We start from the raw sequence: 23,512 nt of genomic DNA on the forward strand, positions 1-23,512 counted from the left end.
TTTAGTTATCGCCAAATGCAATAGCTGCCATCTCGGCTATAGCTTGCCACGCTACATGGTCAAGGCATCGCCACGGCCGCGGCGCGCTCGCGGATCAGGTTCACACCGGGCAGGCCATTGAGGTGGGGGCTTTGCACAGCCGCCAGCAGGTTGCGCCGGGTGATGCGCGAGTGCTCTCGCATGATGGCCTCTGCGCGTGCGCCTTCACGCCGTTCAATGGCGTCCAGCACCTGGCGGTGGTGGTCTTGGGCAATCACCAGCATGTCGCGGGCCGCGTTGGAATGGGTCTGCACCACCACAAAGGCCGAGGGCGAGGCAAACGGCAGGCTTTTGATGCGCTCTAGCTCGCGCACCACCAGGTCACTGCCCACCATGCGGGCCAGCAGGTGGTGAAACTGCGCGTTCAGCGCCACATAGCGGGCAAACCCATCGTCGTCCAATGCCTGCGGTTGCAGCACTTGGTCAATGGCGTCCAGGCACTGTGCGGCCTGGGCCAGCAGCAACGCATCGGCCCCGCGCTCAGCCGCCAAGCGCGCAGCCAAACCCTCCATGGTGCCGCGCAGCTCAATGGCATCGGCCACATCGGTCTCTGAAAACGTGCGCACCGCATAGCCTCCACTGGGCAGGCCATGCAGCAGACCTTCTTGCTCCAGGCGCAGCAGGGCCTCACGGATGGGGGTGCGCGACACTCCCAGCCTCTCCACCAGCGTCAGCTCTGCAATGCGGGCGCCTCCGGGCAGGTCCCCCGCCAGGATCATTTCGCGCAACCGCAGCTGCGCACGCACCGCCTGCGAGGCCCCTGCGTCTGTCGAAGGGTGTGCAGAAGAAAGGTCTGATGGATTCATGGGGTTTTGCATACAAAGTCGCACTGAACGCCATCAATGTATACAAAATCTATCCAAAAATATCTCGCCGCACTTTGAAATGCATGCAAAACAACAACTTACGATGTATGCCAAATTGCAATAACAGCCAGATCGTATTTTTCTGTATACATAAAATCCAACACTTTGCACAATGCCATCGCTGACACAGGGCCTTCCGCCTTGGGCGAAAGCGGCATTCAGACCGCAGGCCCCGCCCCCCCGAACAAGGAGACAAACACGATGTTCCCCAAAAACGCCTGGTACGTGGCCTGCACGCCTGACGAGATCGCCGACAAACCCCTGGGCCGCACCATTTGCGGCGAAAAGATGGTGCTCTACCGCCCTGCCCCCGACCAGGTCGCGGCGCTGGACGATTTTTGCCCCCACCGGGGTGCCCCCCTATCGCTGGGCAAGGTGTGCGATGGCCACCTGCAGTGCGGCTACCACGGCCTCAGGGTGGACTGCACGGGCAAGTCGGTCTCCATGCCCGGCCAGCGGGTGCAGGCCTTTCCCAAGGCGCGCAGCTTTGCGGTGGTGGAGCGCTATGGCTTCATCTGGGTGTGGCCGGGCGATGCCGCCCTGGCCGACCCGGCCACCATCCACCACCTGCCCTGGGCCAACAACCCCGCATGGGCCTACGGCGGCGGGCTGTACCACATTGCCTGCGACTACCGCCTGATGATCGACAACCTGATGGACCTGACGCACGAGACCTATGTGCACTCCACCAGCATCGGCCAAAAGGAAATTGACGAGGTGCCCTGCAAGACCCGCGTGGAGGGCGACGAGGTGATCACTAGCCGCTTCATGGAAGGCATTGAAGCACCGCCGTTCTGGAAGATGGCGTTGCGCATGAATGGCCTGCCCGACGACCAACCTGTGGACCGCTGGCAGATCTGCCACTTCACGCCGCCCAGCCATGTGCTGATCGAGGTGGGCGTGGCACTGGCAGGCCATGGCGGCTACGATGCGCCCGCTGACAAGAAGGCGTCCAGCATCGTGGTGGACTTCATCACGCCCGAGACCGAAACCTCGATCCACTACTTCTGGGGCATGGCGCGCAACTTCAAGCCGCAAGACCCGTCGCTGACGACCCAGATTCGCGACGGCCAAGGCAAAATCTTTGCCGAGGACCAGGAGATGCTGGAGCTGCAGCAAGAGAACCTGTTGCGCTACCCTGACCGCAAGCTGCTCATGCTCAACATCGACTCGGGCGGTGTGCAGTCGCGCCGTATTCTGGACCGCTTGCTCGCCGCCGAGCAGACCTTCAAGGAAACCGCATGACCGCCCAGGAAACCTTGCTCGTTCGCGTCACCCAAAAGCAGGCCGAGGCCGAAGGCATCACCAGCTTTGAGCTGGCCCGCGCCGACGGCTCACCGCTGCCGCCGTTCAGCGCAGGCTCGCACATCGATGTGCACCTGCCCGCCAGCGCGGGCGGCCTGGTGCGGCAGTATTCGCTGTGCAACGCATCGCACGAGCAGCACCGCTACCGCATAGCCGTGCTGCGCGACGCCGCCTCGCGCGGCGGCTCGGTGGGCATGCACGATGCCGTGCACGAGGGCGACCTCATCACCATCAGCACACCCCGCAACCTGTTTGCGCTGCACCCCGCGCCGCACACGCTGCTGGTGGCTGGGGGCATTGGCGTGACGCCCCTCATGTGCATGGCAGACCGGCTGCAGCGCACCGGGGCCAGCTATGCGCTGCACTACTGCACCCGCTCGCCCGAGCGCACGGCTTTTGCCAACGAACTGGCGGCATCGCCCATGGCACCGCACGTGCACTTTTACGCCGACAGTGGCGGGCACAAGCTGGACGCCCTGGCCCTGCTGGCCGATGCACCAGTCGGCACGCGCCTGTATGTGTGCGGCCCGGCAGGATTCATCGAACATGTGGTCAACACCGCCAAGAACCTGGCATGGCCGCAAGACCACATCCACCTCGAATACTTTGCCGCCCCCGAGCAAGACACGTCGGCAGACCAAACCTTTGAAGTGCGCCTGGCCAGCACCGGCAAGACCTACACCGTGGCGAAAGACACCTCGGTGGTGCACGCCCTGCGCGTGCACGGCGTGGACATCATGACCGCGTGCGAACAAGGGGTGTGCGGCACCTGCATCACCCGGGTGCTGGAGGGCGAGGTGGAGCACCGCGACATGTACCTGACCGAAGAAGAGCGCGCCAGCAACGAGCAGTTCCTGCCCTGCTGCTCACGCGCGCGCAGCAAGCTGCTGGTGCTGGATTTGTAAGCCCTGCGCAGCGATCGGTGAACAGGCCCCTAGTGCGAGGTGCCTTCGCTGCGCGAGATCTTGTTCCACACGTTGTATTTGCCCACGGGCTTGCTCATGGGCAGGCGCTTGACCTCTTTGAAGGTCTGCGCGTCGTACACCACCACGGCGCCGTCCATCTCCCACACGCTGGCCAGGGCGTAGCGACCGTCCTTGGTGAACTCGATGTGCGCCAGCGTCTTGCCCGGCTCCCGCACCTGGGCCACCACTGCCAGCGTGCGCTTGTCGATGATGGTGAGCGTGTCTTTTGCGTTGGGGCTCATCATGGAATCGGTCCAGGCATAGGGCGTCTTCTCGTGGCTGCGCATGAAAAAGCCGGGGCCGGGCGTGGTAATGGTGCGCACGGGCTTCCAGGTCTTCATGTCCACCACGTCGATGGCGCCCCCTTGCAGATTGGGACTGGCCAGCACGGTGGTGCCGTTCCAGGCAAAGGTGATGCCCGAGCCCAGGTGCGGCATGCCGGCAATGGGCAGGTCGGCCACCTTGCGACGGATGTCCAGGTTCACCACCTGGGCGGTGGCGCCAGGGGCCGCCGCCGCTGGGGCTGCTGCATCAGGCTTGCTTGAAGCGCCAGCGCCTTCCGCCTGCCGTGGGCGCGTGGCGCCCAGCACGTAGGTGTAGGTCTGGTCAAAGAAGAAGTCGTCCAGCGGCTCCTCCAGCGCCGTGCGCCGCACACCTTGGAAGCCAGGCTTGGCAATCGACTCGCCCATGCGGTAGTCGTGCACATAGCCGTCGTGGATGGGCGCGGCCGCCGGGTCATACGAAATCTCCCACAGCTCGGGCACATCCTTCAGCGCCACCACAAAGCTGCGGCGCGGCGTGGCGTCGTACACCGCCGACACGCGCGATGCCTGCTTGCCGTCCAGCGTGGTGGAGGGGTAGTTGCGCACTAGGTTCAGGTCGGCATCGAACAGCACCACATTGCGCGGCAGGTAGTTGGCGGCCATCACCCAGCGCCCGTCGCCGCTCACGGCCACGTTGCGCATGTTCAGGCCCGCACGCACCTCGGCCACCACACGCAAGCGCCACAGGTCGTACTTGGTGATCCAGCCATCGCGCGAACCAAAGAACACATAGCGCCCATCGGGCGTGAACTTGGGGCCGCCGTGCAGGGCGTAGCGGCTGGCAAAGCGGGTGATGACTTCGAGCTTGTCGCCATCGAGCACCGACACATGGTGGTCGCCCCCTTCCACCACCACAAACAGGTTCATGGGGTCGGCAGACCACACCGGCTTGGCGGGCTCATCGGCAGGCGCGGGGGTGACCACGCGGGACGCACGGATGTCCTCGTCGCCCCAGGTGGGCGCAACGGGCGCGGGGCTGCGCACCCACTGCGCCAGTGCCTGGATTTCGGCGGCGCTCAGCGTGGCGGCAAACGCGGGCATCTGTGTGGCGGGGCGGCCCTGGCCGATGACGCGCAGCACCTCGGCCGGGCGCACGCGCTCCAGGCTCTCGGGCAGCAGGGCTGGGCCCATGGCACCCGTGCGTTGCGGGGCGTGGCACACAGCGCAGTGCTGCTGGTACAGGGCCGGTGCATTGGGCAGGTTGGCCGTAGCGGCCGTAACAGCCGCGTTAGCGCTGGGCGCGGGGGCTTGCGCCCATACAGCACCCGAGGCAGTCCACACGCCCGTGGCGGCGGCAAGGCACAGCGCAATCCAGCGCGCGGTGCGGGCAAAGTGGTCACTGCGCATGGCTCACCTCCATGAAATGCACGGGGTGCTGGGCTACTGGCACAGCCATGGCCAGGTGCTCGGTGCCGGTCTCTTCATCGCTCAGGTAGCAGCCGGGGTCAGGCGCCCAGGCGTTGCCGGTGAGTTGCTGGGCGCGCACCCGGGTGTTGCCGCCACACAGGCTGAAGTATTGGCACGCCGCACAGCGCCCTTCCACCGGCCGGGGGTGGGCTTTGAGACCCGCCATCAGCGGATCGCTGGTGTCAGCCCAGATGGCAGAGAAGGGCCGCTTGCGCACGCTGCCCAGGTCGTGGTGCCACCACATGGTGTCGGGGTGCACATGGCCCAGGTTGTCGATGTTGGCCACGTTGACACCGCTGGCGTTGCCGCCCCAGGCCTGCAGGCGCGCGCGCAGATCGGCGTGCCAGCGCGGCATGCGCTGCTGCACCCACTGCAGCAGGTAGGCGCCGTCGGCGTCGTTGTTGCCGGTCACGTAGTCTTCGTCGCGCCCGTCCAGCGCGGCTTGCCAGGCGCGCTCAAACAGCAAATCCAGCGCCTCGCGTGTGGCGGTGAAGTGCGCGTCCTTGCCCCGGTGGATGTTGCCGCGCCCCGCGTAATTGAGGTGCGAGAAGTAGAACTTCTGCGCCCCCTCCTCGCGCATCAGCCCCAGCAAGGCGGGCAGGTCGTGCGCATTCATCGAGGTCATCGTGAAGCGCAGGCCCACCTTCACGCCACGTGCGTCCAGGTGGCGCACGGCGGCCAGGCTGCGGTCAAACGCGCCGTCCAGGCGGCGGAACTTGTCGTGCGTGGGCTTGAGGCCATCGAGGCTGATGCCCACATAGTCAAAGCCTGCGGCGGCCACGCGGTCGGCCATGGGCTCGTCGATGAGCGTGCCATTGGTCGACAGGCCCACATAAAAACCCATGGCGCGCGCACGCGCCGCAATGTCGAACAGGTCCGGGCGCATCAGTGGCTCGCCGCCCGAGAGGATCAGCACCGGCACGCTGTAGGCGCGCAAATCGTCCATCACGGTGAACACCTCCTCGGTGCTCAGCTCGCCCGCGTAGTCGTGGTCGGCCGACAGGGCGTAGCAGTGCTTGCAGGTGAGGTTGCAGCGGCGGATCAGGTTCCAGATGACCACCGGGCCGGGGGCCTTGCGGCCTTGCGTACCCCGGCGCAAAGAGGGCACAGGGTATTGGCCCGTGGCTTCGGCCTGGGCCAGCTCGCGCATGTATTGGCTGATGCGAAACATGGTTAGTCTTCCTTCAGGCGCAGGCCTGTCTTCTTGAGCACTGCACTTGAATACAGAATGTCGTGCTGGCGGCAGTGCGGCCCCAGCAGCTGGGCAAGGTGGGCGGCCTGCTCGGCCACTTCATCGCGGCTGCGCCCATGCAGCATGGCGAACAGGTTGTAGGGCCACACGGGCAGGCTGCGGGGGCGCAAGTAGCAGTGGCTCACGCCCGGCAGCAGCGCCACCTGCTGGGCCAGCGCGTCCACCTGCTCATCGGCCACGTCCCACACACTCATGCCGTTGGCGGTAAAGCCCAGCTTGTAGTGGTGGGGCACGGCGCCTATGCGGCGCACCAGACCGGTGTGCAATAGCTCACCCAGCCGCTGGCGCACGCGCTCACCGCTCACGCCAAGGGCAGCGCCCACAGCGTCGTAGGGGCGGGGCACCAGGGGCAGGCCAGCCTGGGTGGCGGCAATCAGCGCGCGGTCAAACGCATCCAGCGCCATGGGGCACCTCCTGGGGCGGGTACAGCGGTGGGGGCAACGCTTCACCGGGCGGCAGCAGCGGCAGGCGCAGCTCCACGCGGTATTCACGTTCTTTGGGAAAGGCGTGGACCTTCAGGCCCGTGGTGTCTTCAATGCGCTGCAGCACCTCGCGGGCCAGCGCGGGCGACTCGGCTGCCACCACAAACCACATGTTCAGGGCGTGCTCGCGCCGGTAGTTGTGGGCCACCTCGGGCAGGGCATTCACCTGTGCGGCCACGGCGTCAAACTGCGCCTCGGGGGCCGACAAAGCGGCCAGCACAAACTGCCCGCCTGCGCGTTCGATCTGGAACAGCGGGCCAAAGCGGCTGAGGTAACCATCACCCAGCAAACGCTGCAGACGCTGCAGCACATCCTGCTCGGAGGTGCCCAGGGCCTGCGCCACGGCGGCATAGGGCTCGTCCACCAGCGGAAAGCCGCCGTGCAGGTAGGCCATCAAACGCAGGTCGTCAATGGACGGCATCGGCCACCCCCTGCACAACCCCCTGCGGCGCCACCGGGGTGGCAGACCCAAAGCGGCGCCCCCCCGTTTGTTTGAAGCGGCGGCGCGAGAACAGCACCGCGCGCGGTACATCGGCCAGGGCGCTGCGCTCCAGCGCGCTGGCCAGCACCTGCTCCACCGCCTGGCGGTGGGCGCCATGCACCATGAAATACAGGTTGTACGGCCAGCCCGTGGCGCGGGCACGGCGGTAGGCCAGGGTCACCCCCGGCTGGGCGGCCAGGGCGCGGCCTGCGGCATCCACCTGGGCATCGGGCACGTCCAGCACCGTCATGGCGTTGGCGGCAAAGCCCAGTTCGTGGTGGCGCACCACCACGCCAAAGCGGCTGAGCACGCCGGTGTGCACCCACTGCTGCAGGCGCGCCTGCACCTGTGCGGCGGTGGTGCCCAGGGCCTTTGCCCATGCGGCGTAGGGCTGCTCCACCAGGGGCAAACCCGCCTCGGCCAGCGCAGCCAGGGGCCAATCGGCATCGGCCAACACTGCCGTGGCCGCAGCGCGCGGGCCATGGGGGGCTTGTGAGGCGGGCAGCGCAGCGCAGCCCACAGCGACGGGGCCAATGCACGGCCCCGTTGTCAGGCCAGCCGCCAAGTCAAAGGCCAGGTCAATGCGGTAGGGCTGCAGCATGGGCAGGCGCAGTGCGCTCAGGCCCGTGGCAGCTTCCAGCGCCACCATCGCCTGCTCCACCTGGGCCTCACTGGCGCCGGTCAGCACAAACCACAGGTTGTAGGTGTTTTCGCGCTCGTAGTTGTGGTTGACGCCAGGGTGCGCCGAGACCACGGCGGCCACGGCCTCCAGCCGGTCGGGCGGCACGGCCATGGCGGCCAGCACCGAAGCACCGCCGCTGCCCGGCGCAAACACGGCGCCAATGCGGCTGAGGGCGCCCTCTTGCGCGAGCTGCCGGTAGGCCTGCAGCACCTGGGCGCTGGGCATGCCGAGGGCCGCGCCCACCACGGTAAACGGTTCATCGCACAGCGGAAAGCCCCGCTGCCAGGCATTGAGAAGCGACAGCCGCTGCGCTGGGCTGGGATAGGGGCTAGGGCTTGGGCTTGGGCTGGCCAGGGATGGCGCAGCAGGGTCGGGCACGGCTTGCATGTCAGAACCCCATGCGCTGCGCACGCGCCGTGAAGAAGATGCCGCTGGGGGCGTCCACCGCCAGCGTGGCCAGGGTCTGGCGCGTGGCGGTGTCGATGACGCGCACCAGGTGGTCGTCGCGGCAGCTGATCCACACCGCGTCGCCGCGCGGCGTGAACTCCATGTGCAGCACCGCTTTGCCGGGGCGCAGCGTGTCCACCACGCGCTGGCTGGGGGTGTCGATGACCTGCACCTGGTCGTAGTCGGGCACGGCAAAGTTCACCCACACCTGGCGGCCATCGGGCCGGGCCATCACGAACACCGGTTGCCCGGCCACCGGGATGCGGCCCACCTCTTGCCAGGTGGTGGTGTCCACCACCAGCACCTCGTGGCGGCCAATGGCGGGCAGGTAGGCATGGCGCCCGGCCACGGCCCAGCCGCGCAGGTGCGGCATTTTGTACACCGGCAAAGGCTGCTGGCCCCGGCCATAGCCCGCCAGAATGCGCCGCACCACGGGTTTGGGCTCCCACAGGTCCACCATGGCCAGGCCGTCTTCGCCAAACAGGCCTGCGATGTAGTAGCGCCCGTCGGGGGTGACCAGCGCGTCGTACGGCTGGCGGCCAATGCCTTCGAGCGTGTGCACGCGCGGGTGGGCCGGGTCGGCGCAGTCGGCAATGCAAATGGCGTCGGCATCGAACAGGCTGTAGGCAAAGCGGCGCTGGGGCAAGTCCACCAGGCCCACCACGCGCGAGCGCTGCCCAGTGCCGTAGGTGGCGGGCAGGTCGGCCAGCAGGGCCAAGGTTTTCGCGTCAAACACCTTCACGCCGCCGAGCACGTAGTTTTGTGCCGCCACCAGCGTGCCATCGGCGCTGATGGCGCCGCCAATGGAGTTGCCCGCCTGCATCACCCGGTGCACCGTGCGCTCGCGCAGCAGGTCCACCTGCGTGAGGCCGCCATCGCGCCCAAACACATAGGCATAGCGCCCATCGCGCGAGAACACCACCGAGGCGTGCGACAGATCGCCCAGCCCGGTCACCTCGCCCAGCAAGGTGCGCTGGCTGGTGTTGACCACCGTGATGGCGCCCCGTGCGCGCTGGATGACCACACCCAGATCGCCCGTGCCGCGCAGGGTGTCGGCGGCAGGTGCTGCGCCATCGGCCAGGGCCGCGCAGCCGCTGGCCCACAGGGGAGATGCCGCCACCGCAGCGCTGGCCGCCAAGGACAGCCAGCCGCGCCGGTGCATGGCAGGAAGGGGAATCGGGTTCATCGCACGGGTCTCCGGGGTTCTTCAGGAAAGCCATCGGCCAGTTGCTGGGCCACCCACTGGGCTTCGTCCTGGGTGAGCATGGCGCTCCAGCCCGGCATGGGGGTGCCAGGACGGCCGCCGTAGATGGTGGAGGCCATGGACAGCAGGGGCTTGCCCTCCAGCGCCTGGGGCGTGAGGGCCGGGCCCAGCCCGCCCGTCAGGCGCATGCCGTGGCACGAGCCGCAGTCTTGCCGCACCATGCGCACCAGCGCGCCCTGGCGCTCGGGGCTGGGGGCAGCGGGGACGGGTTGGGCGGGCTGCGCGGCAGCCATGCCTGCCAGCCCCAGGCCGGCACACCAGGCCAGGCAGGCGGCGCCCAGGCGCGCACGCACCGGGCTGGCCTGCGGGGAGAGGGGGTTGTGTGTCATGTCTTCACCGTGGGGAGCGTGGGCGGCGTGGCATGCGCAAGACAAGTGCTTGCCCTGCGCCAGTCGTCACCGCCAATGAACGCATCGTCTCGCGGCTTGCAAGCGCCGACCTTGAACTAAGTCAAGGTCGGGCGGTGCATTGCGTTTAAACATCGGGCCTGTTCCCATCACACAACGAGATCCACGATGAGCCCGATGAACGACGCGACCGGCACCGCCGCAGACAGGGCCTGCGCGGCCCAAAGCCCATGCCCGCAGGCGGGTCATGTCACGCTGGTAGGCGCGGGCCCCGGCGACCCGGATCTGCTCACCCGCAAGGCCTACCGCGCGCTGCAAAGCGCCACCCTGGTGCTGTACGACCACCTGGTCGGCCCCGCCGTGCTGGACTGCATCGCCCCCGGAGCCGAGCGCATCTACGTGGGCAAGGAGTCCTCGCGCCACACCCTGCCGCAAGAGCAGATCATTGAACTGATGGTGCGCCTGGCCCAAAGCGGCCGCAGCCTGGTGCGCCTGAAGGGCGGCGACGGCTACATCTTTGGGCGCGGCGGCGAAGAAGTGCAGGCCCTGGCACAGGCGGGCATTGGCTTTGACGTGGTGCCCGGCATCACGGCAGCGCAAGGCGCAGGGGCGTCGGTGGGCATCCCACTGACCCACCGCGACCACGCCTGCACCCTGGTGTTTGCCACCGGCCACCTGCGCGAAGACCGCACCGTGGGGCTGGACTGGGAACTGCTGGCCCGCCCCCGCCAAACCGTGGTGATCTACATGGGTGTGGGTGCCCTGCCCGCCATCTGCAGCCAGCTCATCGCCCACGGCCTGCCCGCCGACACACCCGCTGCCGTGGTGGAAAACGCCACGCTGCCCAACGAACGCTGCCTGGCCGCCACCCTGGCCACCCTGCCCGCACTGGCCGTGGCCGAGAAGGTGCAGCCCCCTGCCCTCATCATGGTGGGCCAGGTGGTGCAGCTGCACGCGCTGCTGACGCGCCCCGGCATCGCCTTGCAAGCCCAGCCTGCCGCAGCAGAGGCCGCCCGCCAGGCGCCGGAGCTGGTCACTGCCTGAGCGGGCCAAACGCTATGGTTTGTATAGCTGCTAGCGCTTATTCAACAAGCGCTAGAGGCCATTTTCATGCCTAACCAGGCTCTGCAGGGCCTGCGGGTGCTGCGCCAGGTCGTCCATCGCCCAACCGGCAGGTAGGCCGGGCCTAAGAACCTGTTCAAAGTTTTTTTGGAGTTGCACAAGTGGCTCGCCGGGATGGGCTGCTAGGCGCAGCGCGCAGCCAATAGCCCGTGCTATTGGCAAGCGTTGCAACGCCGCAGACCGCCCGGCAAGCCACTTGCCCGAAGGGTTGGAGTGAAATCGGGCGATTGAACGCCCCGGCTGCTTGCATGGGCACGAGCCCATGCGGCGCATCCGAGGCATCCACTCATCCCGATTGCACTCCAATGCAATCTCCCAAAAGACTTTGAACAGGTTCTCAGATGCGGCAACGGAAGCCGACGCTCTCCTACACCGCCACGGGCAGCGAGGTGCTACAACCATGCTTGGCCTGTGCGCCCCCTCGCCAGCGCACCTTCAGCACCACCCCGCCATGCCCGACGCCCCCCGCCTCAAAATCGGCCTGTCCGCCTGCTTCCAGCACGCAGACCCCACCCGCCCCCTGTTCACCAATAAGACGCTGCAGTACGTCGAGCAATCCATCGCGCACTGGATCATGTCGTCCGGCGCCATCGTCGTGATGGTGCCCTGCCCCACGGGCGAGACGGCGCGCGGCGATGTGACGCTGCAGCACTATGCCGAGTGGCTGGATGGCGTGGTGATGCACGGCGGCGCCGACGTGTGGCCCGGCAACTATGGCGAAGAACCTCTGCGTGAAGAATGGGTGGGCGACCGCGTGCGCGACATCTACGACCTGGCCCTGGTCAAAGCCTTTGCCGAAGTGGGCAAACCCATCTTTGGCGTGTGCCGGGGCCTGCAGCTCATCAACGTGGCCTTTGGCGGCGCGCTGTACCAGGACATCGAAACCCAGCACCCCGGCGCACGACAGCACCGCAACGCCACCACCTACGACCAGCACTTCCACGACATCCAGATCGTTCCCGGCTCACACCTGGCCCAGCTCTACCCCGACCTGCCCCGCGCACGGGTCAACAGCATCCACCACCAGGGCATCAAGCGTGTGGCACCCGAGTTTGAGGTGGAAGCCCTGAGCGAACCCGACGGCGTGCCCGAAGCCATCCGCCTCAAGCCCGCCCCCGGGCGCGGCTACATCGCGGCCACCCAGTGGCACCCGGAGTTTCATAAAAAAGGCTCGGACACGCTGGACGACACGGCCATCCTGCAGGACTTTTTGGCGGCCTGTGTGGAGGCACGCAAGCACCCGGTGCGGCCGGGCAAGCCGGTGGGACTCAAGGACCGGGCGACGCGGTTGCTGAAAACGGCACTGCGCAAGGACCGCCAGCGCGTCGAAGAAGGTCACTGAAGCGGCGCTCAGCGGCCTATCAACGGCACTGCTCAAGCACCTCTTTTTCGGTTTTGACCTCGACGCCTTTGCAGAAATAGAACGGCACTGCGCAATGCAGGTATTTGCGTCCCACATCTTTGGAGACGGCCATGCTGGACACGATGGCCGGTGTCGAAGACATCTGGGCCGCAGTACAAGCATCGGCCCGCTTGCCCACCTCACGCAAGCAGTCGTCGTGCGATAGGTTGAATCGTTTGCGCGCATCGGCACATTGCTGCAACGCGACCTCCCGCCAGAGGTTGAGCATCTCGGTGCGCGGAACCGGGTTCGATTCCACTGTTTTCAGACTGTAAGGTGCTTGCGCATGCGCAACTGGTAGCGCGCCCCACAGCGCGATGGCCAACATTGCGGCCATTCGGTTTTTGACGTTCATCATTCCCTCCCCACTCCCCTGCCTAAAGGTCAAGAATTCGTTGGCCAACGATTGTGAAGGCCCGCGCCCACAGCCGCCGCAACACCCCCATGCGTCAACTGGATACCTGCAACACTGGCCCCACCACCCCCTCAACCTCGGCCCTCAGCCACCGATGCGCCGCATCCTGCTGATACCGCGCATGCCAGATCAGATACATCGGCATGGCCGGGCACACCACCGGCACGGGCGCGCTGGCCAGGCCTGCCAGGGCCGTGCGGGCCAGCAGCGACGGGGCCGTGGTGAGCAGCGCCGTGCCACGCACAAAGGCCGGTAGCGCCGCAAAGCCCGGCACGCGCACGGAAAAACGGCGGCGCACGCCGTGGGCCTGCAGCTGGCGGTCCAGGTCCAGCCCCCGGTGCGCTTCGTAGGCCACGGTGGCGTGGTCGGCGGCCAGGTAGGCGGCCTCGGTGGCGGGCGCGCTGCGCACGCTGGCGTCGTAGAACACGCGGTACTGGTCTTCAAACAAACGCTTTTGCACGATGTCGGTGCCATCCGGCGGGCGGGGGCTGATGACGAGCTGGCACGCGTCCGAGCGCAGCAGCTCGGCGCTGGGCGCGCCGCTGGGCACGATGCGCAGGGTGACGCCCGGTGCGGCAGTGCGCAGGCGCGCGGCCAGGGCGGGCAGCAGTAGATCACGCTGAAAGTCGTTGGCGGCAATCGTCAGGTCGGTCTGCCACGCTGCTGGGTCAAACTCAGCCCCGTGGGCAAACAGTTGCATCTGGTGCAGCATGTCGCGCGCAGGCTGGGCCAGCGCCTCGGCCCGGGCGGTGGGCACGATGCCGCGCCCGCGCTTCACAAACAACGGGTCGCCGGTGATGGCACGCAACTTGTCCAGCAGGTGGCTTACCGCCGACTGGGTGACGCCCAGGCGCTCGGCCGCCGCCGTGATGCTGCCCGTCTCCAGCACCGCCAGCAGCAGCTTCAGCAGGTGCCCGTCCAGCTGTGATCCATCGAATTTGCTCATGCATTCGATGATCTTTGCCCCCTTCATCTTTGGCAATGGCGCCTTGACACTGCGCTGACTTACATCAAGACCTGGAGACACCATGCCTTCCAAACAGCCCCCGATTTCCGGCACCACGCCGTTCGACGGCGACCAGGCCCGCAAGGGCTATGCGCTGAACAAGATGTGCTTTTCGTTCAACGACGAGGCCAATCGCAAGGCCTTTGTGGCCGATGAAGAGGCGTACATGCGCAAGTACGGCCTGAACGAGCAGCAAGCAGCCGCCATCCGCGCCAAGAACGTGCTGCAGCTGATTGCCGCAGGCGGCAACGCCTACTACCTGGCCAAGTTCGCGGGCATCTTCAAGCTGGACATGCAGGACATCGGCGCGCAGCAGACGGGCATGACCAAAGACGAATTCAAGGCGATGCTGGTGGCGGCAGGACGGGACTGACCTGCGCTGAGCCCACCTCTTTCCAGCACCACCCCACCCGTTCACGCTGAGCCTGTCGAAGCGCCGCACCACCAACGCGCCCCGGCTTCGACAGGCTCAGCCCGAACGGATGGGGGCAGCAGTAGCCCCAACAACCCCAGCAGCCACAACGCTGCGCAACGCGCGCGGCGGGTTAGCCCACCACGCCCTCAAACACTGAACTGGAGACTCACATGGCACAACTCATCGGCGGCCTCGGCACCTCGCACATCCCGGCCATTGGCAACGCCATCCACAAGGGCCTGCAGAACGATCCGTACTGGAAGCCCTTTTTCGACGGCTTTCCGCCCATCCGCCAATGGCTGGGCGAGAAGAAGCCGGACGTGGTGGTGATGTTCTACAACGACCACGGCCTGAACTTCTTTCTCGACAAGATGCCAACCTTTGCCGTGGGCGCAGCGGCGCAATACAACAACGCCGACGAAGGCTGGGGCATCCCCACGCTGCCGCCGTTCCCGGGCGAGGTGGACTTGTCGTGGCACCTCATCAACACGCTGATCGATCAGGAATTTGACGTGACCACCTGCCAGGAGATGCTGGTGGACCACGCCTGCACGCTGCCGCTCAAGCTCTTCTGGCCCGAGGGCGATTGCCCCGTGACGGTGGTGCCAGTGTGTATCAACACCGTGCAGTTCCCGCTGCCATCGGCCAAGCGCTGCTACGCCCTGGGCAAGGCCGTGGGCCAGGCGATCCAGAGCTGGGACAGCAACAAGAAGGTGGCAGTAATTGCGTCAGGAGGCCTCAGCCACCAGCTCGACGGCGAGCGCGCGGGCTTCATCAACAAGGCGTTTGACCTGCAGTTCATCGAGAGCCTGACCACCAACCCCGAATGGGCCACGCAGTTCAGCGTGCACGAGCTGGTGGAAAAAACCGGCACCCAGGGCGTGGAGCTGCTGATGTGGCTGGCCATGCGGGGCGCCCTGGCCACTGCGAGTGCGGGCGTGCGCCGGGTGCACAGCAACTACCACATCCCTATCTCCAACACCGCCACGGCGGTGATGGCGCTGGAGGCGGTGTAACGCAGCGGTGTAGGTCGGGTTAGCCCAATGGGCGTAACCCGACAGGGAACGGCGGGAGCGATGGTGTCGGGTTACGCTGCGCTAATCCGACCTACGATTTAGCACTTTTTTGGCCTCTAGCGCCCGTCCATAAAGCGCTGGCAGCTATCAATTTTGAACGATCACGCCCCAGGGAATTTTCCCCCAGGGCTGGTACCCAGCCTCCAAATACTGTAAATTCATACAGTGAATTTACAGTCCAAACTCGCCATCCTGGCCGACGCCGCCAAGTACGACGCCTCGTGCGCATCCAGCGGTGCTGCGCCGCGCAACTCCGTGGGCGGGCGCGGCATGGGGTCCACCGAGGGTATGGGCATTTGCCACAGCTACGCGCCGGACGGGCGCTGCATCTCGCTGCTCAAGATTCTGCTCACCAACTTCTGCCAGTACGACTGCCTGTACTGCGTGAACCGGGTCACCAGCAACGTGCCCCGCGCACGCTTCACAGTCGATGAAGTGGTGCAGCTCACGTTGGACTTTTACCGCCGCAATTGCATCGAGGGGCTGTTCCTGTCCAGCGGCATCATCCAGAGCCCCGACTACACCATGGAGCAGGTGGTGGAGGTGGCCCGCGTGCTGCGCGAAGAGCACGACTTTCGCGGCTACATCCACTTGAAGACCATGCCCGATGCAGCGCCGGAGCTGATGGAGCGCGCAGGCCGCTATGCGGACCGCCTGTCCATCAACATCGAGCTGCCCACAGCCGAAGGCCTCACGGCCCTGGCGCCAGAAAAAGACAGCGCCGCGATTGACCGGTCGATGGCCCGCATGGCCGTGCACATTGGCGAATCGCGCGCCGCGCGCAAGGAGCAGGCTGCACAGGCCATCGTGTCGATGCCGCAATCGCGCACCACGCGCCGGGCCAGCGTGCCGCACTTTGCGCCCGGCGGGCAGAGCACGCAGATGATCGTGGGGGCGGATGCGACCAACGACCGCACCATCCTCGCCACCAGCGCACGACTGTATGGCGTGCACCGGCTGCGGCGGGTGTACTACTCAGCCTTCAGCCCCATTCCCAATGCGGCCCGCGCCCTGCCACTGGCCGCACCACCCACGGTGCGCGAGCACCGGCTGTACCAGGCCGACTGGCTGATGCGTTTTTATGGCTTCACCCACGACGAAATCGTGCCGCCAAGCCAAGGCGCCACAGGCAGCCAGGCCGGCATGCTGGCGCTGGACATGGACCCCAAGCTGGCCTGGGCCCTGGCGCACCGCGAGCGCTTTCCGGTCAACCTGAACACCGCCCCGCGCGAGCTGCTGCTGCGCGTGCCGGGTTTTGGTGTACAGACGGTGGACCGCCTGCTGGCCGCCCGCCGCGTGCGCCGCTTGCGGCATGCCGACCTGGCGCGGCTGCATGTGCCGCTCAAGAAGGTGCTGCCCTTTGTGGAGGCGGCCGACTACCGCCCCGGCCGTGCGCTGGACGCAGCCGACCTGGCGGCGCAACTGGCGCCGCCGCCGGTGCAGCGCAGCTTGTTTTGAGCTGGAGAGGCCCGCATGCAGCGCCACACCATCACGCTGGACCACCCCACCGACTGGCCCGGCTTTCGCCAAGCGGCACGCGCCCTGGTGCAAGCCAACGTACCCCCACAGGCCGTGGACTGGCGCTGCCAAGCCGATGCGGCAAGCGACCTGTTTGCGCCCGAGCCTCACAGCCACAACGTCCTGCCACCACCAAGCCCCGATGCGCCCGCGCTGCGCGTACCGCCCGACTTTGTGCACCTGTGCGAGCAGCTCATCCTGCACCGCGACCCGGGCCGCTTCTCGCTGATGTACCGCCTGCTGTGGCGCATGGCGCAAGGCGGCAATGAAGCCGAAGCCGCGCGGCACGACCCGCTGGACGCGGACCGCATGCTGGCCCACCACATGGTCCGCGCCGTGGCGCGCGACAAACACAAGATGCACGCGTTTGTGCGCTTTCGCCCCGTGACCCAGCCCGATGGCGAGACCCTGCACATGGCCTGGTTCGAGCCCGACCACTACATCACCGAGGCCAATGCGGGCTTCTTCATCCGCCGGTTCACGCAGATGCGCTGGGCCATCCTCACACCCGACGCCAGCGTGCGCTGGGACGGCCAGCAGCTGCACACCGGCCCGGGCGCACAGCGCAGCGACACGCCGCCACCCGACGCAGGCGAGGCGTTGTGGCTCACCTACTACCGCCACATCTTCAACCCCGCGCGGCTCAAGCTGACCATGATGAAAAAGGAGATGCCCACGCGCTACTGGCACAACCTGCCCGAAGCCGCGCTCATCACCGAGCTGGCGCAGACGGCGCACGAGCGCAGCGCGCAGATGGTGGCGGCCGAGCCCACCACACCGCGCAAGATGATTGCGCCGCTCAAGCGCCCAAGACCCGTGGAGCTGGAATGAGTAGGCCTCTGCACATGAAACCCCGTTCGGGCTGAGCCTGTCGAAGCCTTGCGCGGCGCTTCGACAGGCTCAGCGTGAACGGTTCAGGTGGATGGGCGCCGCCCCTGAACGCCCTCGGCCTGGCGCATCGCACTGAACTGCGGCGCAGGCTGCGCCGCCGTCCACCGCCAGGGCAGTGCCTGGGCGCGCCACACGCCACCCAGCACCAACAACCGCAGCACGCGCTGCGCGCCGGGCCATGGGGCGCGCTCGGCCTCGCCCCACAGCAGCTCGGCGCGGGCGGCCACGTGCAGCAGGCCGCCATCGTCGTAGTCCACCCACAAGAGTCCGGCCAGCGGGTGCTGCGCGAGGTTGCCCAGGGTGTTGAAGAACAGGTTGCCGGGGTAATCGGGCAGCCACAGTTCCAGGCCCTGGGGCGTGTGCCTCACCTGCAAAAAGCCGGGCTCGCCCCCCCGGTGGGACATGTCCACGCCCTCCCCGCGCTGCAGGCCAGGCCGGGCGGCCGAGGCGCTGGCGATGAACAGCGTGTCGCTGCGCGCGATGAGCGCCAGCGCCGCCGCATCCAGCGCCGGGCCCAGCGGCTGGGCAGGCTGGGGTGGAGTGACGGCGGCGCGCAGGCCCGGTGCGCGGGCCTGGATGTACTTGGGGCAGTTGCCAAAGCTCTGCGCCACCGTGATCGACAGGCCCTGCTGCGCGCCCCAGCGCACCACATGGCCGTTCATGCGGTTACGGCGGCGTGTGTGCGGCTCCAGCCCCAGCACGCCCACGGGTGCGCCGGTGCCGTGCGCGGCCAACGCCGCCATCACTGGGTCAACGGGGTCAACGGGGTCGGCCGGGTCGATAGCCGCGGCAATGTCCATGCGCTGCGCGTGGGGCGTGTGCACAAAGCCCGGTGGGCCCGCCAGCATGGTGGCCCAGGGCTGGCCCTGTGCGTCGAGTGCACCCAGCAGCAGCGTGGGCAGCTTTTCAAACAGCTCGCGGTGCTGGTCCGGCATGTGGTCGCGCACCACCACCTCGCCCACGGCGGCCATGCGCTCGTGCACGCCAGCGCGGGCTTGCAGAGCTTGTTCACCGGCGTGCCAGGCGCTGGGGGCGGGGCCTTCGCTGCCGCCTGTGGGCAGGGCGGTCATACGGCCTCCGCAGGCTGAGGAGTCAAACCGCTGAGGTGGTCCAGCAACGGCACATAGCCGGGCAGCGCCTGCAGGCGTGCCACCCAGGCGGCGATGCGCGGGTAAACGGTGGGCAACGGCAGGCCTGCCAGATGGGCCTGCGAGGTGTAGCTGACCATGGCCACATCGGCCAGGCTGGGCGTGGCCCCGCCCAGCAGCCAGTCGCGCCCTTGCAGCGCGGCTTCCATGAAGTCCAGCAGCCGTCGGCCTTGGGCCTGGGCGACCTCGTTGATGGGCTTGCCCGTCAACGTCGCAAAGCGCGGCCCACCAATGCCCGCCGCTAGAAAGCCTGCCGCCAGGCTGAGCCAGCGCTGCAGCTGCGCCTGGCCTACGGGGTCTTGCGGCATCCATGCGCTGCCGGGCGCGTAGCGCTGCACCAGATAGACCAGGATGGCGTTGCTGTCGCTCAGCACCACGTCGCCATCCACCAGCACGGGCACCTGGCCCAGCGGGTTGAGTGCACGGTGCGCGGGCAATTGGTGCTCGCCCTGCAACAGGTTCACCTCCACCAGCCGGTGGGGCAGGCCGAGCAGGGACAGCAGCAGCTCCACACGATGGCAGTGGCCGGAGATGGCGGTGCGGTGCAGCGTGAGCGGGGCGGCGGGAAGGTGGGTGGCGGCCATGGGGTACGTCCTTGTCAAAACAGGTTCTGTGAAGGACTCAACCTTATCTATTGCACTTGGCGGCGTGAATAGCGATAGTGCGTCTTTCAGAATTTCGAGAGACGCAACAATGGACCACCTCGACACCCTGCGCTGCTTTGTGACCGTGGCCGATGCGGGCGGCTTTGCCGTGGCGGGGCGGCGGCTGGGCTGCTCGGCGGCGGCCGTCACGCGCGCCATTGCGGCGCTGGAGGCGCGGCTCGGTGTGCTGCTGTTCCAGCGCAGCACGCGCTGGGTGCGGCTGACGGAGGCGGGCGAGCGCTTTCTGGCCGACTGCCGCCCCATCCTGAGCGACCTGGCAGAGGCCGAACAGACCGCCAGTGGCGCGCAAGTGCAGCCACAGGGGCTGCTGTCCATCACGGCACCGCAGATGTTCGGCATCCACCATGTGGCGCCCATCGTGCAGAGCTTCTTGCAGGCCCAGCCGCGCGTGCAGGCGCGCACGCTGTTTGTGAACCGCCTGGTGCACCTGCTGGAAGAAGACATGGATGTGGCCGTGCGCATTGCCCACCTGCCGGATTCGGGCCTCACCGCCCTGCCCGTGGGCGCACTGCGGCGGCTGGTGGTGGCCTCGCCCGAGTACCTGGCACGCCACGGCGAGCCGCAGCACCCGCAGGACCTAGCGCAGCACCGAGCGATTGCGTTCTCGTTCGACGCCCGCGCCGCTGCGCCCTGGAAGTTTGGCGAAGGGCTGGTGGGCCAGCCGCAGATCGCATGGATCAGCAACGCCAACGAGGTGGACATTGCCGCCGCCGAGGCGGGCCTGGGCCTCACGCGCTGCCTCGCCTACCAGGCGGCGGCCAGCCTGCGCGCGGGACGGTTGCGCATTGTGCTGGCCGGGTTTGAGCCACCGCCGGTGCCCGTGCACATCGTCTACCCCGCCGGGCGGCGTGCGCCCGCCAAGGTGCGGGCGTTTGTGGAATTTGCGCGCGAGCGGCTGGCGGCCGAGCCGGTGCTACAGGGCAAAGGCTTGACCCGAAAGGGGCGCTGAGTTTTATGTCATTTTGGCCGTCAACGCTTACCAATCAAGCGCTAGCAGCTATCAATAGATGAGCAATCTATCGGGCCTCTTTGCCACTGAAAAATGCCAGAAGCTCGTTACAACGGCGCTGCCGGTCATCGAGGGGCAAGGACGCCAACGTCTGCGCATTCATGCGCGCGAAGGACTGAATGCTGGGGCGGGTCCCACCGGTCATGCCCCGCTCTGCAGCCATCGCAGCGCCCTCGGCCAGTGCGGCTGCATGGGCGGCTCGCCAAGCCTGGAACGCCCGACCAAAATCTGAGCCCATGCCGACCGATGGGCTTGCGCAAATATCGAGCTTGGCCTCGGCCTCCACACTTTGGATGTAGAGGCCCAGTGCTGGGTCGGCAACGCCAGCCATGGGCTAGCCTTTGATCGGGCTGGTGAACCAGATCGCCGCCACCGCAATCACCAACACCACGCCGCCCAGCACGGCAGACGCCACGCGGCCGGGCGCGGGGTTGAATTCGAAGTGGAGCATCGCAGACAGCGTGTCGGCCACCACATCGGCCGCACGCTCGCGCAGGAGGAAGCCCAGCACGCCAAAAATGGCACCGCCGTACTGCACCCAGTGGCGCAGCAGCGGGTCCATGCCCGGGCCTCGGTAGCGCACAGAATGCGCCACGCCATACAGCCACCAGCCCGCCACGCCGATGAGGGCGCCAAAGAACAGGCCGATCAGCGCATAGCCCAGGCGGTCCAATAACCCTTGCACGGCGGGGTGGCCCAATCAGTGCTGGTGCCCGTGGGCGCCGTGCACGTGGCGGTGGGCGATTTCTTCGGCGCTGGCAGCGCGCACGGCCGTGACCTTGCAGCTGAACTTGAGCGCTTCGCCCGCCAAGGGGTGGTTGCCGTCCAGGTGCACTTCAGGGCCTTTGATCTTGACCACGTTGAACACGGCGGGCTGGCCGTCTGCGCCCACGCCCTGCAGTTGGCCGCCCACCTTCACGCCGGGTGGAAACTCGCTCTTGGGGATGGTGCGCACCAGGCTTTCATCGCGGGCGCCAAAGGCGTCTTCCACGGCCAGGTCGATGTTGGCGGTGAAACCCACGGCCTGGCCTTCCAGCGCGGCTTCGACCTTGGGGAAGATGTTTTCATAGCCACCGTGCAGGTAGGCCAGGCTGCCGGAGTCGAGCGGCTTGCCTTGGGGCGTGGTCACCTTGTAGGTGATGGTGACTGCGGAGTCTTTGGTAATGGAAGTCATGGTTCAACAGAGAAAAGTTAGGGGGCCGCAGGCGCGGGGTCGGATTTCAGTTCTTGGACTTGCGCAGCGGCCTTTTCGGCCAAGGCTTGAAAGCGCGGCATCATGATTTTCATGCGCTCTTGCATGAGGGCCATGCTCTGCTCCGTCACTTGGGGCATTTTCTTCACCATCGATTGGCCTGCCGCCGAGCGGTAGAACGCAATTTGCGCATCCACTTCCTTTTGCGTAAACACCGATTGGTAGATCTTCACAATTTGCGGGCGCTGGACTTCCCAGCTCATCTCATCGCGCACGAGCACCCCCATCTCGCGCGACATGCTGTCGAGCACCTCCATCTGCCGCGCATTGAGCTTCTGGTTCTGGAACATGCCCATCATCGATTGGTGCATGGACTGGGCCATGCGGGCGCTCATGTCTTCCATCAACTGCTCGCTCTGGGTCACCGCCAGCAAGGCCGCAATGGACTTGTCGCTGGGCTGCGCCGCCCAGGCAGTCCCCACCACCACCGAAGACAGTGCTACGGCCAACCCCATCTGCCGAACACAACTAGAAAGACGCATGCAAACCCCCTGAATGTAAAAAGCGCCGCCATGTTACCCGCAGCGCCGTCCACCCAGGGCGGCCACCAAACCCGTGGGAAACCCATGCCCACGCATGGCTCAGCCAAGCACCGGGTCATCCTCGCGGTCAGACCCCGGGTAGCGCGCAAACCGGCGCGCCTCAGGCCCGTGCACGGGGTCGCTCTCAGGCCAGGGCCAGCCGCCGAACTGGGTGCGGCGGTAGTCCTGCATGGCCTGCATGATTTCCTGCTGCGTGTTCATCACAAACGGGCCGTATTGCGCCACGGGCTCGCCAATGGGGCGGCCTTGCAGCAGCAGGCATTCCACCGCCGTGGTGCCGGTGTTGACCAGCTCCCAGGCTTGCCCGGCCACGATCTCCAGTGCGGCGTGGCCCGCCAGGGCCTGCGGGCCCACGGTGAGGCCGTTGCCCACAAAGTAGTACAGCATCCGGCGCGTGCCCTGGCCAGTGGCGGCGGGCAGCGTCCAGCGTGCGCCGGGCTCCAGGTGCAGCGTCCAGATGGCCACGTCCGCATCCGGCTGCGAGGCCCAGGATTCGGGCGGCGGGCTCAACGGGGCAGCGGCGCCTGGCAGCGCACCAGCCACCACGGTGACGGTGGTCAGGCGGCCTTCAGCGTCGCGGTGTTGCAGGCGCGGGATGCGCTCGTTCCACAGCATGGTGAAGTGCGGCTCCACCATCTTGTTCTTCGCAGGCAGGTTCAGCCAGATCTGGAAGAGTTCGAGCGGATTGGGCTCGGTGGCGTTGAGCAGCGGGAACATCTCAGAGTGCTGGATGCCCTTGCCCGCCGTAACCCACTGCACATCGCCCCCGCCAAAGCGCGCGGCCGCGCCCAGCGAGTCGGCGTGGTCGATCAGCCCCTTGCGCACCAACGTCACCGTCTCAAAGCCCCGGTGCGGGTGGCCCGGGAAGCCGGGCACGGTGTCGCCGTGGTACATGCTCCAGCCGTCCTTGCGGCTGAAGTCGCTGCCCATCTGGCGCCCTTCCCGCGACACGGCGGGCGCAAACGCGCCGTCGCCAGCGGGGTAGGCGTCGTCGTGGTGGGCGCAGAAGAGAAACGGATCCATCGTGGGCCACAGCGGGCCCAGGGGCTGGGTCTGCAACACGGGGCTGCTGGCGGCAGTGGATGGGGCGGTGGGGGCGGACGACATGCTGGCTCCTTATGAAATGCGCCGCCCCTGTCGGGCGGCACGCAGGGTGAATATGGGGCCCGCGCGCCCCAGCACTAGTGCGGC

At 67.0% G+C, this 23,512-nt stretch carries 26 protein-coding genes; 9 read left to right on the forward strand and 17 right to left on the reverse strand.

What is annotated here, in order from left to right; genetic code table 11:
• Nucleotides 1-59: 59 nt before the first annotated feature.
• Entirely contained in the window at nt 60-845 is a 786-nt protein-coding gene (locus CLU88_RS13475) for a GntR family transcriptional regulator (RefSeq protein ID WP_099658857.1), read from the reverse strand.
• A 261-nt stretch (nt 846-1,106) separates the two neighbouring features.
• Here CLU88_RS13475 and CLU88_RS13480 point away from each other — a divergent pair, with 261 nt between their 5' ends.
• Both CLU88_RS13480 and CLU88_RS13485 read left to right on the forward strand, forming a co-directional pair.
• Nucleotides 1,107-2,150: an aromatic ring-hydroxylating dioxygenase subunit alpha gene (locus CLU88_RS13480; protein ID WP_099658858.1), complete on the forward strand. Its 1,044-nt coding sequence runs from the start codon at nt 1,107-1,109 to the stop codon at nt 2,148-2,150.
• Nucleotides 2,147-3,115: a PDR/VanB family oxidoreductase gene (locus CLU88_RS13485; RefSeq protein ID WP_099657032.1), complete on the forward strand. Its 969-nt coding sequence runs from the start codon at nt 2,147-2,149 to the stop codon at nt 3,113-3,115. The genes CLU88_RS13480 and CLU88_RS13485 overlap by 4 nt, the downstream gene beginning before the upstream one ends.
• A gap of 29 nt (nt 3,116-3,144) precedes the next feature.
• Here CLU88_RS13485 and CLU88_RS13490 read toward each other — a convergent pair whose 3' ends face one another.
• From CLU88_RS13490 to CLU88_RS13520, 7 genes are read right to left on the reverse strand one after another with little or no spacing between them, the layout of a single operon-like run.
• A complete protein-coding gene (locus CLU88_RS13490; RefSeq protein WP_099657033.1) occupies nt 3,145-4,845 on the reverse strand; it encodes a nitrite reductase in 1,701 nt (566 codons plus the stop codon).
• Nucleotides 4,835-6,076 (reverse strand): heme d1 biosynthesis radical SAM protein NirJ, encoded by a 1,242-nt coding sequence (gene nirJ / locus CLU88_RS13495; RefSeq protein WP_099657034.1) that lies wholly within the window; start codon nt 6,074-6,076, stop codon nt 4,835-4,837. Before nirJ ends, CLU88_RS13490 begins: the two co-directional genes overlap by 11 nt.
• Nucleotides 6,077-6,078: 2 nt before the next feature.
• A complete protein-coding gene (locus tag CLU88_RS13500) occupies nt 6,079-6,561 on the reverse strand; it encodes an AsnC family transcriptional regulator (RefSeq protein ID WP_099657035.1) in 483 nt (160 codons plus the stop codon).
• Nucleotides 6,542-7,060 (reverse strand): Lrp/AsnC family transcriptional regulator, encoded by a 519-nt coding sequence (locus tag CLU88_RS13505; RefSeq protein ID WP_099657036.1) that lies wholly within the window; start codon nt 7,058-7,060, stop codon nt 6,542-6,544. Before CLU88_RS13505 ends, CLU88_RS13500 begins: the two co-directional genes overlap by 20 nt.
• Entirely contained in the window at nt 7,047-8,189 is a 1,143-nt protein-coding gene (locus tag CLU88_RS13510) for an Lrp/AsnC family transcriptional regulator (protein WP_158235603.1), read from the reverse strand. Before CLU88_RS13510 ends, CLU88_RS13505 begins: the two co-directional genes overlap by 14 nt.
• A gap of 1 nt (nt 8,190) precedes the next feature.
• Entirely contained in the window at nt 8,191-9,411 is a 1,221-nt protein-coding gene (locus CLU88_RS13515) for a cytochrome D1 domain-containing protein (RefSeq protein ID WP_099658860.1), read from the reverse strand.
• A gap of 20 nt (nt 9,412-9,431) precedes the next feature.
• A complete protein-coding gene (locus CLU88_RS13520) occupies nt 9,432-9,746 on the reverse strand; it encodes a cytochrome c (protein WP_233205604.1) in 315 nt (104 codons plus the stop codon).
• A gap of 282 nt (nt 9,747-10,028) precedes the next feature.
• Here CLU88_RS13520 and cobA point away from each other — a divergent pair, with 282 nt between their 5' ends.
• Together cobA and CLU88_RS13535 are read left to right on the forward strand one after the other, a co-directional pair.
• Nucleotides 10,029-10,904: a uroporphyrinogen-III C-methyltransferase gene (cobA, locus tag CLU88_RS13525; RefSeq protein ID WP_099657038.1), complete on the forward strand. Its 876-nt coding sequence runs from the start codon at nt 10,029-10,031 to the stop codon at nt 10,902-10,904.
• A gap of 529 nt (nt 10,905-11,433) precedes the next feature.
• Nucleotides 11,434-12,324, forward strand: a complete 891-nt coding sequence (locus CLU88_RS13535; RefSeq protein WP_099657039.1) for a gamma-glutamyl-gamma-aminobutyrate hydrolase family protein — start codon at nt 11,434-11,436, stop codon at nt 12,322-12,324.
• 19 nt (nt 12,325-12,343) lie between these two features.
• Here CLU88_RS13535 and CLU88_RS13540 read toward each other — a convergent pair whose 3' ends face one another.
• Both CLU88_RS13540 and CLU88_RS13545 read right to left on the reverse strand, forming a co-directional pair.
• Entirely contained in the window at nt 12,344-12,739 is a 396-nt protein-coding gene (locus tag CLU88_RS13540) for a hypothetical protein (RefSeq protein ID WP_143226003.1), read from the reverse strand.
• Nucleotides 12,740-12,833: 94 nt separating this feature from the next.
• On the reverse strand, nt 12,834-13,754 hold the full coding sequence (locus CLU88_RS13545; RefSeq protein WP_099658861.1) for a LysR family transcriptional regulator: 921 nt from the start codon (nt 13,752-13,754) through the stop codon (nt 12,834-12,836).
• A 73-nt stretch (nt 13,755-13,827) separates the two neighbouring features.
• On the opposite strand from CLU88_RS13545, the gene CLU88_RS13550 reads away from it, so the two are divergent.
• From CLU88_RS13550 to CLU88_RS13565, 4 genes are all read left to right on the forward strand, one after another.
• Nucleotides 13,828-14,178, forward strand: coding sequence for a protocatechuate 4,5-dioxygenase subunit alpha (locus CLU88_RS13550; protein ID WP_099657041.1), 351 nt, complete (start codon nt 13,828-13,830; stop codon nt 14,176-14,178).
• A 212-nt stretch (nt 14,179-14,390) separates the two neighbouring features.
• A complete protein-coding gene (locus tag CLU88_RS13555; RefSeq protein WP_099657042.1) occupies nt 14,391-15,236 on the forward strand; it encodes a class III extradiol dioxygenase family protein in 846 nt (281 codons plus the stop codon).
• Between the two features lie 225 nt (nt 15,237-15,461).
• Nucleotides 15,462-16,754 (forward strand): putative DNA modification/repair radical SAM protein, encoded by a 1,293-nt coding sequence (locus CLU88_RS13560; RefSeq protein WP_099657043.1) that lies wholly within the window; start codon nt 15,462-15,464, stop codon nt 16,752-16,754.
• Nucleotides 16,755-16,769: 15 nt separating this feature from the next.
• Nucleotides 16,770-17,645, forward strand: a complete 876-nt coding sequence (locus CLU88_RS13565; protein WP_099657044.1) for a TIGR03915 family putative DNA repair protein — start codon at nt 16,770-16,772, stop codon at nt 17,643-17,645.
• Between the two features lie 83 nt (nt 17,646-17,728).
• Here CLU88_RS13565 and CLU88_RS13570 read toward each other — a convergent pair whose 3' ends face one another.
• Nucleotides 17,729-18,775: a pyridoxamine 5'-phosphate oxidase family protein gene (locus tag CLU88_RS13570; RefSeq protein WP_099657045.1), complete on the reverse strand. Its 1,047-nt coding sequence runs from the start codon at nt 18,773-18,775 to the stop codon at nt 17,729-17,731.
• Nucleotides 18,772-19,437, reverse strand: coding sequence for a glutathione S-transferase family protein (locus tag CLU88_RS13575; RefSeq protein ID WP_099657046.1), 666 nt, complete (start codon nt 19,435-19,437; stop codon nt 18,772-18,774). Before CLU88_RS13575 ends, CLU88_RS13570 begins: the two co-directional genes overlap by 4 nt.
• A 109-nt stretch (nt 19,438-19,546) precedes the next feature.
• Between CLU88_RS13575 and CLU88_RS13580 the strand changes: the two genes are divergently transcribed.
• Nucleotides 19,547-20,467 (forward strand): LysR family transcriptional regulator, encoded by a 921-nt coding sequence (locus CLU88_RS13580; protein WP_099657047.1) that lies wholly within the window; start codon nt 19,547-19,549, stop codon nt 20,465-20,467.
• A gap of 67 nt (nt 20,468-20,534) precedes the next feature.
• On the opposite strand, the gene CLU88_RS13585 is transcribed toward CLU88_RS13580, so the two are convergent.
• The 5 genes from CLU88_RS13585 to CLU88_RS13605 form a co-directional block, all read right to left on the reverse strand.
• Nucleotides 20,535-20,858, reverse strand: a complete 324-nt coding sequence (locus CLU88_RS13585; protein ID WP_099657048.1) for a hypothetical protein — start codon at nt 20,856-20,858, stop codon at nt 20,535-20,537.
• A gap of 3 nt (nt 20,859-20,861) precedes the next feature.
• Nucleotides 20,862-21,212 carry a hypothetical protein gene (locus CLU88_RS13590; protein ID WP_143226004.1) on the reverse strand — a complete coding sequence of 117 codons (351 nt, stop codon included), beginning with the start codon at nt 21,210-21,212 and terminating at the stop codon, nt 20,862-20,864.
• 15 nt (nt 21,213-21,227) lie between these two features.
• Nucleotides 21,228-21,701: a peptidylprolyl isomerase gene (locus CLU88_RS13595; RefSeq protein ID WP_099657050.1), complete on the reverse strand. Its 474-nt coding sequence runs from the start codon at nt 21,699-21,701 to the stop codon at nt 21,228-21,230.
• Nucleotides 21,702-21,718: 17 nt separating this feature from the next.
• On the reverse strand, nt 21,719-22,261 hold the full coding sequence (locus tag CLU88_RS13600; protein WP_099657051.1) for a DUF2059 domain-containing protein: 543 nt from the start codon (nt 22,259-22,261) through the stop codon (nt 21,719-21,721).
• A 99-nt stretch (nt 22,262-22,360) separates the two neighbouring features.
• A complete protein-coding gene (locus tag CLU88_RS13605; RefSeq protein ID WP_099657052.1) occupies nt 22,361-23,428 on the reverse strand; it encodes a pirin family protein in 1,068 nt (355 codons plus the stop codon).
• Nucleotides 23,429-23,512 lie beyond the last annotated feature (84 nt).

Source organism: Acidovorax sp. 56 (assembly GCF_002749705.1).
Classification (GTDB): Bacteria; Pseudomonadota; Gammaproteobacteria; order Burkholderiales; family Burkholderiaceae_C; genus Acidovorax.

What these genes read in the sequence shown, in the direction of transcription:
- CLU88_RS13540 (WP_143226003.1), bottom strand. Translation starts at nt 12,739, where the DNA reads ATGAACGTCAAAAACCGAATGGCCGCAATGTTGGCCATCGCGCTGTGG.
- CLU88_RS13565 (WP_099657044.1), top strand. Translation starts at nt 16,770, where the DNA reads ATGCAGCGCCACACCATCACGCTGGACCACCCCACCGACTGGCCCGGC.
- CLU88_RS13515 (WP_099658860.1), bottom strand. Translation starts at nt 9,411, where the DNA reads ATGCACCGGCGCGGCTGGCTGTCCTTGGCGGCCAGCGCTGCGGTGGCG.
- CLU88_RS13480 (WP_099658858.1), top strand. Translation starts at nt 1,107, where the DNA reads ATGTTCCCCAAAAACGCCTGGTACGTGGCCTGCACGCCTGACGAGATC.
- CLU88_RS13485 (WP_099657032.1), top strand. Translation starts at nt 2,147, where the DNA reads ATGACCGCCCAGGAAACCTTGCTCGTTCGCGTCACCCAAAAGCAGGCC.
- CLU88_RS13505 (WP_099657036.1), bottom strand. Translation starts at nt 7,060, where the DNA reads ATGCCGTCCATTGACGACCTGCGTTTGATGGCCTACCTGCACGGCGGC.
- CLU88_RS13575 (WP_099657046.1), bottom strand. Translation starts at nt 19,437, where the DNA reads ATGGCCGCCACCCACCTTCCCGCCGCCCCGCTCACGCTGCACCGCACC.
- nirJ (WP_099657034.1), bottom strand. Translation starts at nt 6,076, where the DNA reads ATGTTTCGCATCAGCCAATACATGCGCGAGCTGGCCCAGGCCGAAGCC.
- CLU88_RS13585 (WP_099657048.1), bottom strand. Translation starts at nt 20,858, where the DNA reads ATGGCTGGCGTTGCCGACCCAGCACTGGGCCTCTACATCCAAAGTGTG.
- CLU88_RS13605 (WP_099657052.1), bottom strand. Translation starts at nt 23,428, where the DNA reads ATGTCGTCCGCCCCCACCGCCCCATCCACTGCCGCCAGCAGCCCCGTG.
- cobA (WP_099657038.1), top strand. Translation starts at nt 10,029, where the DNA reads ATGAGCCCGATGAACGACGCGACCGGCACCGCCGCAGACAGGGCCTGC.
- CLU88_RS13550 (WP_099657041.1), top strand. Translation starts at nt 13,828, where the DNA reads ATGCCTTCCAAACAGCCCCCGATTTCCGGCACCACGCCGTTCGACGGC.
- CLU88_RS13595 (WP_099657050.1), bottom strand. Translation starts at nt 21,701, where the DNA reads ATGACTTCCATTACCAAAGACTCCGCAGTCACCATCACCTACAAGGTG.
- CLU88_RS13600 (WP_099657051.1), bottom strand. Translation starts at nt 22,261, where the DNA reads ATGCGTCTTTCTAGTTGTGTTCGGCAGATGGGGTTGGCCGTAGCACTG.
- CLU88_RS13570 (WP_099657045.1), bottom strand. Translation starts at nt 18,775, where the DNA reads ATGACCGCCCTGCCCACAGGCGGCAGCGAAGGCCCCGCCCCCAGCGCC.
- CLU88_RS13535 (WP_099657039.1), top strand. Translation starts at nt 11,434, where the DNA reads ATGCCCGACGCCCCCCGCCTCAAAATCGGCCTGTCCGCCTGCTTCCAG.
- CLU88_RS13500 (WP_099657035.1), bottom strand. Translation starts at nt 6,561, where the DNA reads ATGGCGCTGGATGCGTTTGACCGCGCGCTGATTGCCGCCACCCAGGCT.
- CLU88_RS13520 (WP_233205604.1), bottom strand. Translation starts at nt 9,746, where the DNA reads ATGGCTGCCGCGCAGCCCGCCCAACCCGTCCCCGCTGCCCCCAGCCCC.
- CLU88_RS13555 (WP_099657042.1), top strand. Translation starts at nt 14,391, where the DNA reads ATGGCACAACTCATCGGCGGCCTCGGCACCTCGCACATCCCGGCCATT.
- CLU88_RS13510 (WP_158235603.1), bottom strand. Translation starts at nt 8,189, where the DNA reads ATGCAAGCCGTGCCCGACCCTGCTGCGCCATCCCTGGCCAGCCCAAGC.
- CLU88_RS13580 (WP_099657047.1), top strand. Translation starts at nt 19,547, where the DNA reads ATGGACCACCTCGACACCCTGCGCTGCTTTGTGACCGTGGCCGATGCG.
- CLU88_RS13475 (WP_099658857.1), bottom strand. Translation starts at nt 845, where the DNA reads ATGAATCCATCAGACCTTTCTTCTGCACACCCTTCGACAGACGCAGGG.
- CLU88_RS13490 (WP_099657033.1), bottom strand. Translation starts at nt 4,845, where the DNA reads ATGCGCAGTGACCACTTTGCCCGCACCGCGCGCTGGATTGCGCTGTGC.